Below are 15720 nucleotides of genomic sequence, written 5' to 3' on the forward strand. Positions count from 1 at the left end.
CGTTCCGGACAGTTGGTTGCCGTGGGGCGGCGGGGCGGTGTGAGGTGACCCGAAAGAGGCGTGGGGAACGACACGACGACGGCCGTGGGAAAACTTGCCAATGGGCGTCATCAAGCGGCAAAAAATGACCTCCTGGTGAGCGCTTCCCCGGCTCGCCTGGCCCTTACTTGGTCATCACCCGCACTTTTCGCACGGCCCGAACATCGTCCAAGATCACGAATTGGCTCTCGCCGGGCGCGTTGTCGGTGGCAGGTGCGAGGATGCTCGCAGCACGGATGCGGTGGGGAGGGAGCGCAGGGCCCCGCGCGACGTGGTGACCTGTACGTGCCGACGCGCCCGTGCACGGTGGGGGAAGCGGCGGATGCGCCCGCTGTCCCCGCCGCGGCAGGGGCAGGAAGGGACCGTTGACGGCGATGCAGATCAGGCTGACCGTCCTCGGGCCGCTCAGCGGCCACACCACGCACGCCACACGCGCCTGTGACGTCCTGGTGACCGCCCCCACGGGCACCGCCCTCGCCAGTGTGACCAGCGGCCTCGCGGCGGCCGTCGCCGCGGCCGGCTCCGACCTCGGCAGCGGTGCCGTCGTCGTCTACGCCGGGGCCGAGCGGCTCGACCCCCAGCGCTGCGCGCTCGGCGAGCCTCCCCTGATCGACGGCGCCGTCCTCTCCCTGAGCGCCCCCGCCGACCCCGAGCGGCACGCGGGCGTGCCGCTCTCCGGCACGCCCGAGGCCGCGGCCCGGCTGCACGTGGTCTCGGGGCCGGACGCGGGCGGCGTGCACCTGCTGCACGGCGGCGAGGTCAGCGTCGGCCGCTCCACCGCCGCCGACGTCCCCCTCGACGACCCGGACGTCTCCCGGCTGCACTGCGCCGTCACCCTGTCCGACGACGGCACCGTGACCCTGCGGGACCTTGGGTCGACCAACGGCACCACCCTGGACGGCGAGGCCGTGGGGGAAGCGCCGGTCGTCTATCCCTCCGGAGCGCTGCTGCGCGCCGGTGAGTCCGTGCTGAGCCTGCACGGCGCGCGGGACGCCTCCCCGAGCGTGCTCCCGGCCGCCCCCGACGGCGAGGGCCACCTGCGGGTGGGCGTCGTCGAGACGCCTCACGGGCCGGTGGGGGCACCGGTGGCCGGGGCATGGCTGGGCGGGCCCGGCGGCCCGCCGCGGGCGGACGCGAGAGCGGGCGCCACCTCCGTCGGCACGGCGGTCCTCGGCACCGACAGCGCGGCCACCCACCCCTTCGACGGCCAGTCCGACAGCCCGGTCACCCACGGCGGCCGCGGCGTCCCGCTGGGCGCGGCGGTCGCGGCCGCGGACCCGGAGGCCGGCGAGGACGGCCCGGACGACGCGCGCAGGCGCGCGGGCGGCCGCAACCGCGGCATAGGCGCATGGGCCCGGCGGCTGACCGGCGGGCGCGGCGCGGTCGCCCGCCCCCTGACCACGGACGAGTGGGACGCCGAGGACGCCGCCGAGCGCGCCCGCGCGGAGTCGGCGCTCCTGCGGGAGCGCTGGCCCGACCCGGCGAGCGTGCTGCTGACCGTCCTCGGGCCGGGCCCGCGCCTGTGGGAGCGCGGCCCCGGCCACCCGGACCTGCTGACCGTCCGGCTCGGCACCGCCGACCGGCACACCTCCGACGGCAGCGCGCCGCTCACCTCGGTGCCGGTGACGGTGGGGCTGCGGCAGGCCGGTTCGCTCGGCCTGGCCGGGCCCCGGGGGCGGCTGTCGGGGCTGGCCCGGTCCGTCCTCGCGCAGCTCGCGGCGCTGCACTCGCCGGCCGCCCTGGAGTTCGTCCTCATCAGCGCGGACCGCTCGCGGTCGGCGGAGGAGCGGCTCGCGGAGTGGTCCTGGCTGAGCTGGCTGCCGCAGCTGCGCCCGGCGCGCGGCCAGGACTGCCGGCTGCTGGTGGCGTACGACCGCGAGCAGGCCGTGGCCCGGGTCACCGAGCTCGTGCGCAGGCTGGACGAGGGCCCGCTGGGCCCGCACTGGGCGGCGGCGTCCCCGGCGGCCGTCGCCGCGGCCGCCGAGCGCCACACGGGCGCGCACACGGTCCTGATCGTGGACGGCGACCCCGGCTCGGCCGACCTCCGCGAGACGGTCTCGCGGCTGGCCACGGGCGGCCGGGCCGCGGGCATCCACCTCATCTGTCTGGCCGACGCCCCGGCCACCACGCCCGCCTCCCCCGTCTCCGCCACGCTGGCGACTGCGCGGACCGCGTCACCGGCGTTCCCGCACTGCGGTGTGGTGGCCCTGCTGAGCGGCGACGTGGCCACGGTCGTGCAGGTCATCCACCGAACACCGGCCCCGACGGCGAACGGCGCCTACGACGAGGGCGCGTCCGGCCCGGGGTCCGTACCCGGCACCGCGGTGGAGCCGCTGTACGCCTCCGGTCGCCCGGATCCGTACGGTCTGCACCAGGACGCGCGCGCGGACGTCGCGGCCGGGGGCGCCGTGCCGGCGTGCGGCGGCCAGGGCGAAAAGCCCGTCGGCGCGGCCGTGGTGGCGGCCGTCGACGCCGTGTCGGCGGCGTGGGCCGAGCGGTTCGCGCGGGCGCTCGCGCCGCTGCGGATGGCGGACGCGGGCGGTGCGGACGGGCAGGCGTGCCGGGTGGTGGCGGCGCTGCCGCGCACGGCCCGGCTGCTGGACGAGCTGGGGCTCGCGCGGGCCACGCCCGCCTCGCTGACAGCCCGTTGGGCGGCCGCCACGGACCGCGGCACCCGGCCGGGCGGCCGCGCCGTCGCCGTGCTGGGTGCCGGGCCGCACGGCCCGCTCGCGGTGGACCTGGCGGCCGACGGTCCGCATCTGCTCGTGGAGGGCGGGCCGGGCAGCGGCAAGACCGAGCTGCTGCGCTCGCTCGCCGCCTCGCTCGCGGCCGCCGACCGCCCCGACCGGCTCTCGCTGGTGCTGGTCGACGGCGCGGGCGCCGAGCGCGGCGAGGGCCTGCGGCTGTGCACGGACCTGCCGCACGTGTCGACGTATCTCGCGGCCGCCGACCCCATGCGGATGCGGGAGTTCGCGCAGGCGCTCAGCTCGGAGCTCAAGCGGCGCGCCGAGCTGCTGGGGCGGCTCGACTTCGCCGCGTGGCACGCGCAGGCGGCCGCGCCGGCCGCACCGGCCGCCCAGCAGGTCGTCGCGCCCCGGCGCCCCGCGGACGCGACCGGCGACCTGGACCCGGCCCCGAGCGGCACCCTCAAGCTCCGTACGCAGAAGCACGGTCCCTCGCGCACGGCCGAGACGGCGCTGCCCCGGCTCGTCGTCCTCGTCGACGACTTCGACGCCCTGGTCGCCCCGGCGCTGGGCAGCACGGGCCGCCCCGCGGCGGGTTCGGTCGTGCGCGCCCTGGAGGCCGTCGCCCGGGACGGCGAGCGGCTCGGGGTGCACCTCGTGGCCGCGTCCGGCCGCCCGGACCGTACGGCCGACACGGCCGCCGTCGAGCGGGCCGGGCTGCGAGCGTCGCTGGAGATCGCGCCGCCCTCGGCCGACGGTTCGCCGGGCGACGGCAGCGGCGCGGGCGAACCGGCGCCGGGCCGCGGCCGGCTGATGCGCCCGGACGACGACGCCACGACGCCGTTCCAGGCGGGCCGGGTCACGGGCCGCATCCCCCGGACGGCGACGCTCCGGCCCACGGTCGTGCCGTTGGACTGGGCGCGCATGGGTGACCCTCCGACGCGGCGTCCGCTGCGTGAGCTGGGCAACGGTCCTACGGATCTGGCATTGCTGGCCAGTGCGCTTCAGCGGGCGGCGCAGTCGGCTGGGGTGGAGGCGGGGCCGCCGCTTCTTTGAGGGCGGTGAGGTGGGTGCGGGTTGCTGGCGCCTGCGGCGCTTTGTTCCCCTACCCCGCCCCTTCCCGAAACTGGGGCTGCGCCCCAGACCCCGGACCGCGCTTCGCGCGGTGTCCTCAATCGCCGGACGGGCTGGATTTGGCTGATGTGGGTGCGCAATTCAGCCCGTTGGGGGCACCTCTGGGGGCACCCCCCGGACGGAGTCTGGGGGAGGTAGCTGGGGGAGGTAGCTGGGGGAGTTTGAGGACCAGCGCCGCAGGCGCTGCGCGTCAGCCGACGTACCCGCACATCGGGGTCTGGGGCAGAGCCCCCACGCGGCGGAGCCGCACATCAGACGCAGCCGGGAAGGGGCGGGGCAGGGGAACAAAGCGCCGCAGGCGTATGACGTCTCATCACATCCCTGTCACGATCACCCTGTTGACACAGGACACGCTATTGCGGCCACCCCCGACCCGGCGTAGACCTGTCGCGGGGAGCTCGTACGGGAGGGGCGGCAATGCTGCGCAGCACACGCACATCGCTTCGTACGGCGCGCGGGACGCGCACGGCACTGGCACTCGCCGCAACGGTGGCGCTGGGGCTGACCGCCGCCGCCTGCGGGAGTGGTGACAAGAGCGGCGACGACAAGCCGTCGGCGAGCAGAAGCGGCGACTCCGGTCCGGTGCCGCAGACCGTTCGACTCCCGAAGCTCAATGGGCAGAAGCTCAAGGTCACCGCCGTCTGGACGGGCGACGAGCAGAAGAACTTCACCAAGGTGCTGGACGAGTTCTCCAGGCGCACGGGCGCCGAGGTGTCGTTCGTGCCCAGCGGTGACGACATGGCGTCCTTCGTCGGCTCGAAGGTCGCGGGCGGCGACCCGCCGGACGTGGCGATGCTCCAACAGCCCGGCGTGCTCAACGAGTTCGCCCAGAAGGGCTGGCTGAAGCCGCTCGGCAGCGAGGCCACCGCGCAGCTGGACAAGAACTTCGCCAAGGGCTGGCAGGAGCTCGGTTCGCACGGCGGTAAGCAGTACGGCGTCTATTTCAAGGCGGCCGACAAGTCCCTGGTCTGGTACAACACCAAGATCTTCGAAGCGGCGGGCGCGAAGGAGCCGAAGACGTGGGCCGACTTCCTGCGCACCGCGCAGGTGATCGCCGACTTCGGCGTCTCCCCGGTGTCGGTCGCGGGCGCGGACGGCTGGACGCTCACCGACTGGTTCGAGAACATCTATCTCTCCCAGGCGGGCCAGGAGAAGTACGACCAGCTCACCAAGCACACCATCAAGTGGACGGACCCGTCCGTGAAGGACGCGCTGACCACCCTCGGGCAGCTCCTGGGCAAGAAGGAGCTGCTGGCGGGCGGCAACGACGGGGCGATCGGCACGCAGTTCCCCGACTCCGTCACCCAGACCTTCCTCGGCGGTGACAAGGCGAAGGCCGCCATGGTCTTCGAGGGCGACTTCGCGGCTGTGAACATCGCCGGGGCCAAGGCGCAGCTCGGCAAGGACGCCAAGGTCTTCCCGTTCCCGGCCGTCGGCGCCAAGCCGCCGGTGGTGACGGGCGGCGACGTCGGCGTGGCCCTGAAGGACGGCCAGGCCGCCCAGGCCCTGCTGACCTTCCTCGCCTCGCCCGACGCGGCCGCGATCTGGGCGCACCAGGGCGGCTTCCTGTCCGCGAACAAGAACCTCGACCCCGCCGCGTACCCCGACGAGGTGTTCCGGGGCATCGCGGGGTCCCTCGTCGCCGCGGGCGACGACTTCCGTTTCGACATGTCCGACCAGGCCCCCGCCTCTTTCGGCGCCAAGCCGGGCCAGGGCGAGTGGAAGGACCTCCAGGACTTCCTGAAGAACCCGGGTGACGTGGCGGGCACCCAGGCGAAGCTGGAGTCCGACGCGGCCAAGGCGTTCAAGAACTGAACCGACGGGAGCCCCATGTCGACCGCGACAGCGGGCGGCGCCGCGGCCCCGGCGGCCGTACCGCCCCCGAAGAAGTCCCGCAGCGTGCTGGGCACCCGGCCGTGGGTGGCCGCCTGTTTCCTGCTGCCCGCGCTGGCCCTGCTCGGCGCCCTCGTCGTCTATCCCATCGGCTACTCCGTCTACCGCAGCTTCTTCGACGCCTCGGGCCACGGCTTCGTGGGCACCGACAACTACCACGAGGTGTTCACGGACGACCGGATCCGTACGGCGCTGAAGAACAACGTCATCTGGGTGATCGTCGCGCCGTCCGTCGCCACCGCGCTCGGCCTGATCTTCGCGGTGCTCACCGAACGGGTGCGCTGGGGCACGGCGTTCAAGCTGGTGGTCTTCATGCCGATGGCGATCTCGATGCTCGCCGCGGGCATCATCTTCCGGCTGGTCTACGAGCAGAACCCGGACCGTGGCGTGGCGAACGCCGTGTGGGTGGGCATCCACGACACGTTCACGGAACCGGCGCCCTTCCCGGGGGCGCATCCCGTGAACGACAAGGTCCTCACGGCGGGCGGCGGGGCCTTCACCACCCGGTCGGTGGTGAAGGCCGGCACGCCGGCCGCCCTGCCGCTGGTGGGGGTGAAACCGGGGGACCTGGGCGGTGCCAAGGACGCCATCCCGGCGCGGGGCGTGGCCGGGAAGGTCACCGGCACGGTGTGGATGGACTTCACCCGGGGCGGTGGCGGGACGCCCGGCATGATCGACGCGGGTGAGAAGGCCCTGGGCGGGGTGAAGGTCGAGGCCGTCAAGGACGGCCGGACCGTCGCCTCGGCCACGACGGAGTCCGACGGCACCTTCACGCTGCCCGCCTCGGCGGACGGCGCGCGGCTGCGGCTGCCCGCCGCCAACTTCGCCTCGCACTACAACGGCATCGACTGGCTCGGCCCCTCCCTCGTCACCCCGTCGATCATCGGGGCGTACGTGTGGATGTGGGCGGGCTTCGCGATGGTGCTCATCGCGGCGGGGCTGGCGAGCGTGCCCCGCGAACTGCTGGAGGCGGCGCGGGTGGACGGCGCGAACGAGTGGCAGGTCTTCCGCCGGGTGACCGTGCCGCTGCTGGCGCCGGTGCTGGCGGTCGTCCTCATCACCCTCATGATCAATGTGCTGAAGATCTTCGACCTCGTCTACATCATCGCGCCGGGCGCGAGCCTCGACAAGGCGAACGTCCTGGCCCTCCAGCTGTATCAGTCGTCGTTCGGCACGGACGTCAACCAGGGGGTGGGCAGCGCCATCGCGGTCTTCCTGCTGGTGCTCGTGCTGCCGGTGATGCTGGTGAATATTCGGCGGATCCGGAAGGAGCGGCAGCGATGACCACGGTGGACACGGCCGTACGGGCCAAGCAGTCGCTGCCCGCGCGGATCGCCGCCCGGCTGGGCGGGGGCGCCATGCGCCTCTTCCTGATCGTCGTCGGGCTGTTCTGGCTGACGCCCACGGTGGGGCTGCTGCTCTCCTCGCTGCGGGACAAGTCCGATATCGCGGGCTCCGGCTGGTGGAAGGTCTTCGCCCACCCCGCGCAGCTCACCACCGACAGCTACAGCAACCTCTTCCACAACGACACGGTGATGCGGTCCCTGCTGACCACCGCGCTGATCACCGTGCCCGCGACGGTGCTGGTCATCCTGATCGGCGCGCTCGCCGGATACGCCTTCGCCTGGCTCGACTTCCCGGGCCGCGACTGGTGGTTCATGGCCGTCGTGGGGCTGCTGGTGGTGCCGGTGCAGGTGGCGCTGATCCCGGTGGCCAAGCTCTTCGACAAGCTGGGCATCTTCGAGAGCACGCCGGGCGTGGTGCTCTTCCACACGGCCTTCGGGCTGCCGTTCGCGGTCTTCCTGCTGCGCAACTTCTTCGCGGAGATCCCCCGCGAACTGCTGGAGGCGGCACGGCTGGACGGGGCGGGCGAGCTGCGTCTCTTCACGCGGGTCGTGCTGCCGCTGGGCGGTCCTGCCATCGCCTCTCTGGGGATCTTCCAGTTCCTGTGGGTGTGGAACGACATGCTGATCGCCCTGATCTTCGCGGACAGCGGGCACCCGCCGATCACGGTGGCGCTCCAGCAGCAGGTGCGCCAGTTCGGCGACAACATCGACGTGCTCGCGTCGGGCGCGTTCCTGTCGATGGTGGTGCCGCTGGCGGTCTTCTTCGCCTTCCAGCGGCAGTTCGTGAGCGGTGTGATGGCGGGGGCGGTGAAGTAGGGCGCCCCCTCAGCCACGGCGTACGTACAGCGAGACCGCGCCCCCGCGCACGTACACCGAGGACTTCTCGGCGCAGAGCCGCTGGAGTCCGTCCCACTTGGCGGACTCCGCGCGCTGGGCCCTGAACCACGGCGTGCCCACGGTGGTGGTGTCCGCCACCACCCACACCCGTGCCCCCGGGCGCAGCCGTGCCAGCCGGGCCCGCAGCTCCCGCGCCGGGACCTCCTCGCCGAAGAGCGTGCCGGAGGCGGCGGGCGACCTGCCGAGGGTGAGGTCGTGGAGCCCGGTGAAGTCGCGTGGATAGGCGAGCGCGACGCGGCGCTCGTGGAGCGGCAGGAAGAGCACGGCGTCGCCGGGCCGGGCCTCACGGCCCACCAGCCGGGCCACGGGGGCGAGTTCGTCACCGCGGCTGACGGGGAGCCGTTCGCGCTCCTGCTGCGGCAGCTGCCACAGGAAGGCCGCCGCGACGGCGAGGGCCCCGGCCGCCGCCACGGCCCGCCGCCACGGCAGTGGACCGAGGATCCTCTCGGCCCCGGCGGCGGCGAGCAGCGGCACTCCGGCGAGGCAGAACAGCAGATAGCGGTCGAGGAAGAGCGGCTGGAACTGTGCGGCCGCGTAGAGGAGCACGGGCGGAAGGAGTGCCAGGGGGAGGGCGACGGCGTTCAGGTGGAGCCGGCCCCTGCGGGGGCCGGGGGCGGCGAGGGCCACGGTGACCAGCAGCAGTGTGGCGAGGAGGACCAGGTCCCGGGGGCCCGCGAAGGCGCGCAGCAGCGCTTCCGCCTCGGCGGGGCCCGGCGTCCTGATCCAGGAGACCTGGGCGCTCTGCCCGCGCGAGACGAGCGCCAGCGGGACGAGCGCCCCGCACGCGGCGGCGGCCGCGCAGCCCCAGGCGCGCCAGGTCCGCGCGGGTATCCGGGAGACGAGCAGGGTCAGCGCGTGCGCGGGGAGGAGCAGGATCGCGAACTCGTGCAGCAGCGCGGTGACCGCCACCACCACGCCGTAACAGACCCACCGCCCGCGCCCGCCGTCCTCGACGGCGCGCACCAGCAGCCAGGTCGCGAGCGCGGCACCGGCGGCGACCAGGGCGTACGAACGGCCCTCCTGGGCGTAGTGGCTGACGAAGGGGGTGGCGGCGTAGAGCAGCCCGGCCCACAGGCCCACCCGGGGGCGCGCGAGGCGGCGGCCGAGCGCGCCGACGAGCGCGGCGGTGGCCGCCGAGGCGGCGACGGAGGGCAGCCGCAGCGCGATCTCGTCGGCGCGCACGGCGAGCACCCAGTGCATCAGCAGGTAGTAGAGGCCGTGGACGGCGTCGACGCTGCCGAGCAGGTGCCAGATCTGCGGCACCGAGCGGCGGGACACCTGGAAGGTGGCGCTCTCGTCCCGCCACATCGTGCCCCGGTCCAGCCCCCACAGGCCGACGCCGAGCATCACGGCCGCGGGGACGAGCACGGCGGCGCGCCGGCGCGCGCGCCGCGCGGGCTCCGGCCCCGGCCCGGGAGCCGCCCGCTCCCCCTCGGCCGCACCGGCCCGCCTCACCAGCACTGTCCGCATCCCGGCCCCTCCCCGCGCCGCCCGGCCACGCCCGGACGGCGAATATCCCCAATGGTGACGTTTTGTAGGTAAAAATGGCTTTCGTGGAGGCAGACGACAGCGAGTCCCCGGAACCGCCCGCCACGCCGCGGGTCTGCGTGATCGTCATCGGCTTCGACGACGCGGCCCACATCGGTGACGCCGTGCGCTCGGCCCTCGCCCAGGGCCCGGCGGTGGCCGAAGTGATCGCCGTGGACGACGCGTCCACCGACGGCACCGGCCCACTGCTCGACGCGCTGGCCGCCGGGGAGCCCCGCCTGCGGGTCATCCACCGCACCGTCAACAGCGGCGGCTGCGGCGCCCCGCGCAACGACGGCGTACGGGCCGCGACCGCGCCCTACGTGATGTTCCTGGACAGCGACGACACGCTGCCCGAGGGCGCGGCCCAGGCGCTGCTGCGGGCCGCGCTGCGGCACCGGGCGCCGGTGGCGGCCGGCCTGTGCGTACGCCGCGAGCTGCCCCAGGGCCGCGAGACCCGCTGGCAGCCCGGCCTCTACCGGCGGGCCGGCGCCCGCCCGCCCGAGGAGCGCCCGGCGCTCCTCCACGACACCCTCTGCGTCAACAAGCTCTATTCGCGCGCCTTCCTCACCGAGCACGCCATCGCCTTCCCCGAAGGGCCGTTCATCTACGAGGACTTCGTCTTCACCGCGCGGGTGCTTGCGGCGGCGCCGCGCATCGCGACCGTGCCCGACACCGTCTACGTCTGGCACGTGCGCCGCGGCGCCGCCGCGCCCTCGATCTCCCTGGACCGCGAACGCGTCGCCAACTGGCAGGCCCGCGTCCGCGCCCACCGGCGGAGCGTGGACGTCTTCCGCGACGCGGGCAGCAAGCCGCTGGCCCGCGCGGCGCGGGTGAAGTTCCTCGACCACGACCTGCGGATGTACGTCCGCGAACTGCCCGTACGCGGCCTGGGCTACCAGCACGCGTGGTGGCGGATCACCCGCGGCTATCTCGCCACCTACGAGGAGGCGGAACTGGTCGCGGCCCGCGCTCCGGCCCGCTGGATCGCCCGCGTGATCCTGGCCTCGGAGGCGCCGCGCGACCTCGCCCGCCTCGCCCAGCTCGCCGCCCGCCCGGCCCGGCTGCCACCGCCCTACGCGGAGCGGGGCGGCGACCCGGTGTGGGCGCCCGACCTCCCGGGCGCCCCCCTGGACGGCATCACGGACCCGGCGGCCGTGCCCCTCGCGCAGCTCCCGGTGACCGTGGACGCCGAACTGCGGCTCCTGCGCGGCGAACTGCGGCTGAGCGTCCACGACCTGCACGGACGGCTCGCCGCCGACCCGCCCCGCACCCTCGACGTCGAACTGCGCCACCGCAACGGCACGGCGGCCCTCCGCCGCACCGTCCCTCTGACCGGCGGGGGTCCGCTCTGGGCCGTGCGGCTGCCGCTCCGCCTGACCCGGCTCGCCCGGCTGGGCATCCGCGACGGCGCGGGCGCGGCGCCCCAGCTGTGGGACATCCGCGTGCGGCCGCACCTCGCGTCGGGCGGCTCCTTCCGCACGTCGGTCCGCGCCACGGGCCGCGCACCACGCCGCACGGCCCTGCCCAGCCGCCACTTCGGCCTCCTGCTGGCCCGCCCGTACGCCACGACCACCGGCTCCCTGGCCCTCCGGGTGGCAGCGGGCCCCCGAGCGCTGGCCACTGCCGCTGCCGGGCTGCTCCGGGGCCGGGCGTAGACGGGCCCTGCGCTCCTGGTCCTGGGCGTGGACCTGTTCCGCGCTGACGCGCGGTGTCCTCCATCGGTGCGGGGGCGTTTCCGGGTGCGGGCTGTATGCGCCTGCGGCGGGCGGCCTCAAACGCCGGCCGGGCTTGGGTGGTGGTGGGTGCGGGGGCGGCGCCTCCGGGCTGGGAACCTGGAACGCGGTGCGGGCACCCTCGCGCGTTTTGAGTGCCGTGATGTCGCACCGCGTTCCAGAACCCCACCCTCCGACCCCACCCCCTCCCCCCGGAGGGCAACATCGGGTCGTGGGGTGCGCCAGTCTTTGTCTTTCAGCCCGTCCGGCGTTTGAGGACACGCCCGCAGGGCGTTCCCGCCCCAGGCGGCAACCGGCCCGCACGTCGGGGTCTGGGGCAGCGTCCCAGTTTCGGGAAGGGGCGGGGTAGGGGAACAACGCGCCGCAGGCGCCAACCGGCCCGCAGCCAGGGGTCTGGGGCGCAGCCCCCCACGCGGCGGAGCCGCACATCAGATGCAGCCGGGAAGGGGCGGGGCGAGGGAATAGACCGCCCGCACCCGGCAACGCACCCGCACCCATAAACCGCCACCCCTACCGGTCGATCTCCGCGAACAACGCCTCCCACCGATCCAGCACCCCGTCCAGCCCCAGCGAAGCGACATGCGCCCGGGCCGCCCGCCCGTACCGAGAGCGCAGCGCCGCGTCGCTCATCAGCCGCCGGAGCTCCACGGCGAAGGCCGCCGTGTCACCGGGCGGGACCAGGGAGCCCGTGCGGCCGTGGTCGACCAACTCCCGTACGCCGCCGGACAGGTCGAAGCTGACGCACGGCACGCCCACGGCGGATGCCTCCGCCAGGGCCATCGGCCGGCCTTCGCGCTCGCTGGTGAGGGCGAGGACCGACAGCTCGCGGTACGCGGCGGCCATGTCCCGCACGCTCCCGCGGAACCGCACCCGGTCCCCGATGCCCAGCCGGTGGGCGCGGGCGCGCAGTTCGGGTTCCAGCGGGCCGTCGCCGAAGCAGTGGAGCTCCCAGCCGGGTTCCGCCGCGTCGGCCGCGGCGAACGCGTCCAGCAGCCGGTCCAGGCGCTTGACCTCCTCCAGGCGGCCGACGGCGCCGACGCGGCGGGTGTCCAGGGGCGCGGGCGGGCCGGGGTCGAAGGGCAGCGGGTTGGGCAGGACCGTCGCGTTGGGCAGCCGCCTGCGGCGGAACTCCGCGGCGTCCGATTCGCTGAGGAACACCGACTTCTCCAGCGCCGGATAGTGCCGCAGGATCAGCTGGAGGTTCTCCGAGGCGCACGCCTGGAGGAAGGACTCGTGGTACTGCCCGATGCCCTTGAGGTGCGGCCACGGGACCTCGTCCAGCCAGTCCGCCGCCCAGGGCGAGCCGATGATCACCAGCCCGTCGGGCACCTGGGCGAAGCAGGCGGCCAGGCGCTTGCGGGCCTGGTCCCGTTCGCGCCGCTCGGCGCGGGCGGCGCGCGCCCGGGCGGGGTTCAGCCGCTCGGCGAAGGAGGCGGCCCGCCAGGGGGGCGGGGCCGGTGAGGAGTAGAGGGTGGTGCGCCCGTAGGCGGGGTCGGGCGTATAGACGTGGGGTTCGGGGCTCGGCCGGATCCCGATGAGCTCCACGCGGTGCCCGCGCCCGGCGAAGCCCTGGGCGAGGGTGTGCAGGACCCGCTGGGAGCCGCCCATGGAGTCGACGTCGATGCCGACGAGGAACAGATCGCGCGCCGTCATCGCCCGCCGCCTCCCTCGAAGAACAGCTTCACCACGCCCTCGGCGGCCCGGCCGTCCGCGTAGGGGTTGAAACGGGTCCGGAATCTCTCGTACGCCCCCGCCCACTCCTCCCGCATCGCGTCCAGGTCGGCGAGCGCCCCGGCCAGCTCGTCCGCCGTGCCGAGCAGCGGGCCGGGGGCGATCTCGGCCAGGTCGTAGTACGTGCCGCGGGTCAGGGAGCGGTAGCGGTCGTAGTCGTCGGCGTAGAAGAGGATGGGCCGGCCCAGGTTCGCGTAGTCGAACATCACCGAGGAGTAGTCCGTGAGCAGGGCGTCCGAGGCGAGCAGCAGGTCGTTCACGTCGAGGAACTCCCGTCCGTCGCGCACCGCGTGGCCCAGCTCGCGGGGCACGGTGAAGCGTTCGTAGTAGTGCGGGCGGACGACGACCGTCCACTCCTCGCCGGTGTGCCGCACGAGCGCGGCCAGGTCCACGCGGACGGATTCGCCGCCGCCGCGCGATCCGTCGCGGAAGGTCGGCGCGTAGAGCAGCACCTTGCGGCCCGGGGGGATCTGGAGCCGCTCCCGGGTGGCGGCGGCGCGCTCGCGCTGTTCGGGTTCGTGGCCGCGCACGAGCGGGTCGTTGCGGGGCAGGCCGGTGCGCAGCAGCTCGCCGGTGTAGCCGTTGGCGCGGACGAAGGTCTTCTCGAACTCCTCGCTGGGTGCGATGAGGGCGTCCCAGCGGGCCACCGCCTCGCGGTGCAGGCGCCGCCGTTCGGCATTGGCGAGGCGCAGTTCGGGGACGTCGAAGCCCATGTGCTTGAAGGGCTGGCCGTGCCAGGTCTGGAGATAGCGGGTGCCGGGGCGTTTTCCGTAGGGCATGGGGAAGCCGTGCGAGTCGATCCAGTAGCGCGCGCGGGCGACGGTGCGGACGTACTCCCAGCTGCCCCGTCTGATCAGGGGGGTGCCCTCGGGGTAGGAGGAGCGGCTGCCCGTGTAGGACCAGACGGCGCGCAGCGGGAGGCCGCGGCGCAGGAGTTCCTCGTGGAGGTAGCGGGGGCTGTCGGTGTAGCCGCGGCCTTCCATGGCCTCGAAGACGACGAGTTCGTCGTCGATGGGCAGTCTTTGCAGCTCGTGGTAGGTGAGGGCCTTGGCGCGGGGGCCGGTGACGCGGCGGGTGAGCCGGTGGATGCCGCGGTGGACGGTGCCCAGGCGCGGGGCCGCGGCCTCGGCGTGGCCGAGAACTCCGCTGCGTTCCCAGGTGAGTTCGAGCCGTCCGGCGCCCCGCTCCTCGCGGCCGATGCGCAGCCGGTGGCGTGCCAGGTGCAGGGTGAGTGAGGTGAGGTCGCCGGGGATCAGCAGGGGGTCGGTGCGGGTGAGGCCCATCCGGCCGAGGACGACGACGGGGTGGCGGCGGCCCCGGAATCCCTTGACGCCGAGGGGGATTCGCCGCGGGTCGAGGTCGATGGTGGCGGTGCGGGGGGCGGGCAGGCCGTCGGCGCCGGTGCGGGGCGGGTCGTAGCGGAAGGGCACGGCGAGGGGCTCCGCGGTGGTGGCGACGCGCAGCTCGGCGGTGTCGGGGCCCGCGTCGGGGAGGAGGCGCGCGGGGTCGTGGGTGTGCAGGAGGAGGCGCAGCAGGGGCCCGGCGGGGCCGATGTGCGCCACCTCGTGGCGCAGGGGGCCTCCGGTGAAGGGCTGCTCGTCCAGGTGCCATGCGGTGATGTCGAGCCCGGCGGCGGCCTCGGGGCCTGCCGGGGGGAGCGGCCCCCAGTACGTGCGGCCGGCCTCGCGGACGACGTGGCGGGGGGCGAGCTGCGGGCGGTCGAGGGTGCGGGCGCACTGGGCGGCCTCGGTGAACCGCCCGGCGCCCAGCAGGTAGTGGCAGATCTGCTGTTCGCGGGGCATCGCGGCGTGGGCCTCGGGGGCGAGGGTGCGCAGGTAGGGCGTGACGACGGCGGCGAACTCGGCGATCCAGCGGTGGTCGCGGAAGGGCAGGTCGCCGAGGTAGAGGCGCAGGTCGTGGCGGAGGAACTTCTCGTCCTTGGCCGCCTTGAGGTCGGTGTTGCCCGTCTCTTCGAGGAAGGCGTCGACGAGAGCGGCCACGGTGACGCGGTCCCGCACGCTCTCGATCCGGTGGCGGCCCGCGGTGATGGAGGGGGTGGCGGGGTCGGCGGCGAGCCACCAGGTGTAGACGGGCCAGGGGACGACGGCGAAGCGGCGGGCGAGGGTGAGGGCCTGGGCGCTGAAGAGGGAGTCCTCGTAGTGCACGCCTTCGGGGAAGCGCAGGCCGTGCCGGGCGAGGAAGTCGGCGCGGTAGAGCTTGTTGGTGGACAGGGCGTCCAGGAAATAGCGGGGCGCGGCGCGGATGCCGTCGAAGACGTGGAGGTCGTCGAAGAGTTCGGGATACCACAGGGCGGTGGTGCCGGTCTCCTCGAAGAGGCGGGTGACCTCGCCGGTGACGAGGTCGGCACCGGTCTCCTCGGCGGTGAGCAGCAGGGATTTGCAGGCGTGGTAGGGCAGTTCGTCGTCGCTGTCGAGGAACATCACGTGGGGCGCGCGGGCGGCCTCGATGCCGGCGTTGCGCGGGGCGCCGCAGCCGCCGCTGTTGGCGGGCAGCCGCAGGGTGCGCACCCGGGGGTCGGTCTCGGCCAGTTCGCACGCGACGGCGAAGGTGCCGTCGGCCGAGCAGTCGTCGACGATGATCACTTCGAGGGAGCGCAGCGACTGCCCGAGCACGGACCGCACGGCGCGCGGCAGCCGTTCGGCGTCGTTGTAGGCGATCACCACGACACTGACGTCAGGGCCCTGCCTGCCGGGCCTTCGCACAGCGCTCACA

At 74.5% G+C, this 15720-nt stretch carries 8 protein-coding genes; 5 read left to right on the forward strand and 3 right to left on the reverse strand.

What is annotated here, in order from left to right:
* Positions 1–413 precede the first annotated feature (413 nt).
* The 4 genes from ACFY1P_RS31540 (at position 414) to ACFY1P_RS31555 (ending at position 7912) form a co-directional block, all read left to right on the forward strand.
* On the forward strand, positions 414–3779 hold the full coding sequence (locus ACFY1P_RS31540) for an FtsK/SpoIIIE domain-containing protein (RefSeq protein ID WP_390752556.1): 3366 nt from the start codon (positions 414–416) through the stop codon (positions 3777–3779).
* A 495-nt stretch (positions 3780–4274) separates the two neighbouring features.
* Positions 4275–5672 carry an ABC transporter substrate-binding protein gene (locus ACFY1P_RS31545; RefSeq protein WP_390752557.1) on the forward strand — a complete coding sequence of 466 codons (1398 nt, stop codon included), beginning with the start codon at positions 4275–4277 and terminating at the stop codon, positions 5670–5672.
* A gap of 15 nt (positions 5673–5687) precedes the next feature.
* Positions 5688–7034, forward strand: coding sequence for a sugar ABC transporter permease (locus tag ACFY1P_RS31550; RefSeq protein WP_361534558.1), 1347 nt, complete (start codon positions 5688–5690; stop codon positions 7032–7034).
* The gene (locus tag ACFY1P_RS31555) at positions 7031–7912 is read left to right on the forward strand and encodes a carbohydrate ABC transporter permease (RefSeq protein ID WP_361534555.1); all 882 of its coding nucleotides are present in this window, start codon (positions 7031–7033) and stop codon (positions 7910–7912) included. The genes ACFY1P_RS31550 and ACFY1P_RS31555 overlap by 4 nt, the downstream gene beginning before the upstream one ends.
* A 9-nt stretch (positions 7913–7921) precedes the next feature.
* Here ACFY1P_RS31555 and ACFY1P_RS31560 read toward each other — a convergent pair whose 3' ends face one another.
* Positions 7922–9463, reverse strand: a complete 1542-nt coding sequence (locus tag ACFY1P_RS31560) for a glycosyltransferase family 39 protein (protein ID WP_390752558.1) — start codon at positions 9461–9463, stop codon at positions 7922–7924.
* A gap of 83 nt (positions 9464–9546) precedes the next feature.
* On the opposite strand from ACFY1P_RS31560, the gene ACFY1P_RS31565 reads away from it, so the two are divergent.
* Positions 9547–11178, forward strand: coding sequence for a glycosyltransferase family 2 protein (locus tag ACFY1P_RS31565; protein WP_390752559.1), 1632 nt, complete (start codon positions 9547–9549; stop codon positions 11176–11178).
* A gap of 588 nt (positions 11179–11766) precedes the next feature.
* Here the strand turns inward: ACFY1P_RS31565 and ACFY1P_RS31570 are convergent.
* Both ACFY1P_RS31570 and ACFY1P_RS31575 read right to left on the reverse strand, forming a co-directional pair.
* Positions 11767–12909: a glycosyltransferase gene (locus tag ACFY1P_RS31570; protein WP_390752560.1), complete on the reverse strand. Its 1143-nt coding sequence runs from the start codon at positions 12907–12909 to the stop codon at positions 11767–11769.
* Positions 12906–15719, reverse strand: coding sequence for a CDP-glycerol glycerophosphotransferase family protein (locus tag ACFY1P_RS31575; RefSeq protein ID WP_390752561.1), 2814 nt, complete (start codon positions 15717–15719; stop codon positions 12906–12908). The genes ACFY1P_RS31570 and ACFY1P_RS31575 overlap by 4 nt, the downstream gene beginning before the upstream one ends.
* Position 15720: the final 1 nt, after the last annotated feature.

The sequence above is a fragment of the Streptomyces sp. NPDC001407 genome, from assembly GCF_042895325.1.
Taxonomy (GTDB): Bacteria; Actinomycetota; Actinomycetes; order Streptomycetales; family Streptomycetaceae; genus Streptomyces.

Bases quoted from the DNA above. Each gene is read 5' to 3' on its own strand.
- ACFY1P_RS31540 (WP_390752556.1), top strand. From the start codon at position 414: ATGCAGATCAGGCTGACCGTCCTCGGGCCGCTCAGCGGCCACACCACG.
- ACFY1P_RS31545 (WP_390752557.1), top strand. From the start codon at position 4,275: ATGCTGCGCAGCACACGCACATCGCTTCGTACGGCGCGCGGGACGCGC.
- ACFY1P_RS31550 (WP_361534558.1), top strand. From the start codon at position 5,688: ATGTCGACCGCGACAGCGGGCGGCGCCGCGGCCCCGGCGGCCGTACCG.
- ACFY1P_RS31555 (WP_361534555.1), top strand. From the start codon at position 7,031: ATGACCACGGTGGACACGGCCGTACGGGCCAAGCAGTCGCTGCCCGCG.
- ACFY1P_RS31560 (WP_390752558.1), bottom strand. From the start codon at position 9,463: ATGCGGACAGTGCTGGTGAGGCGGGCCGGTGCGGCCGAGGGGGAGCGG.
- ACFY1P_RS31570 (WP_390752560.1), bottom strand. From the start codon at position 12,909: ATGACGGCGCGCGATCTGTTCCTCGTCGGCATCGACGTCGACTCCATG.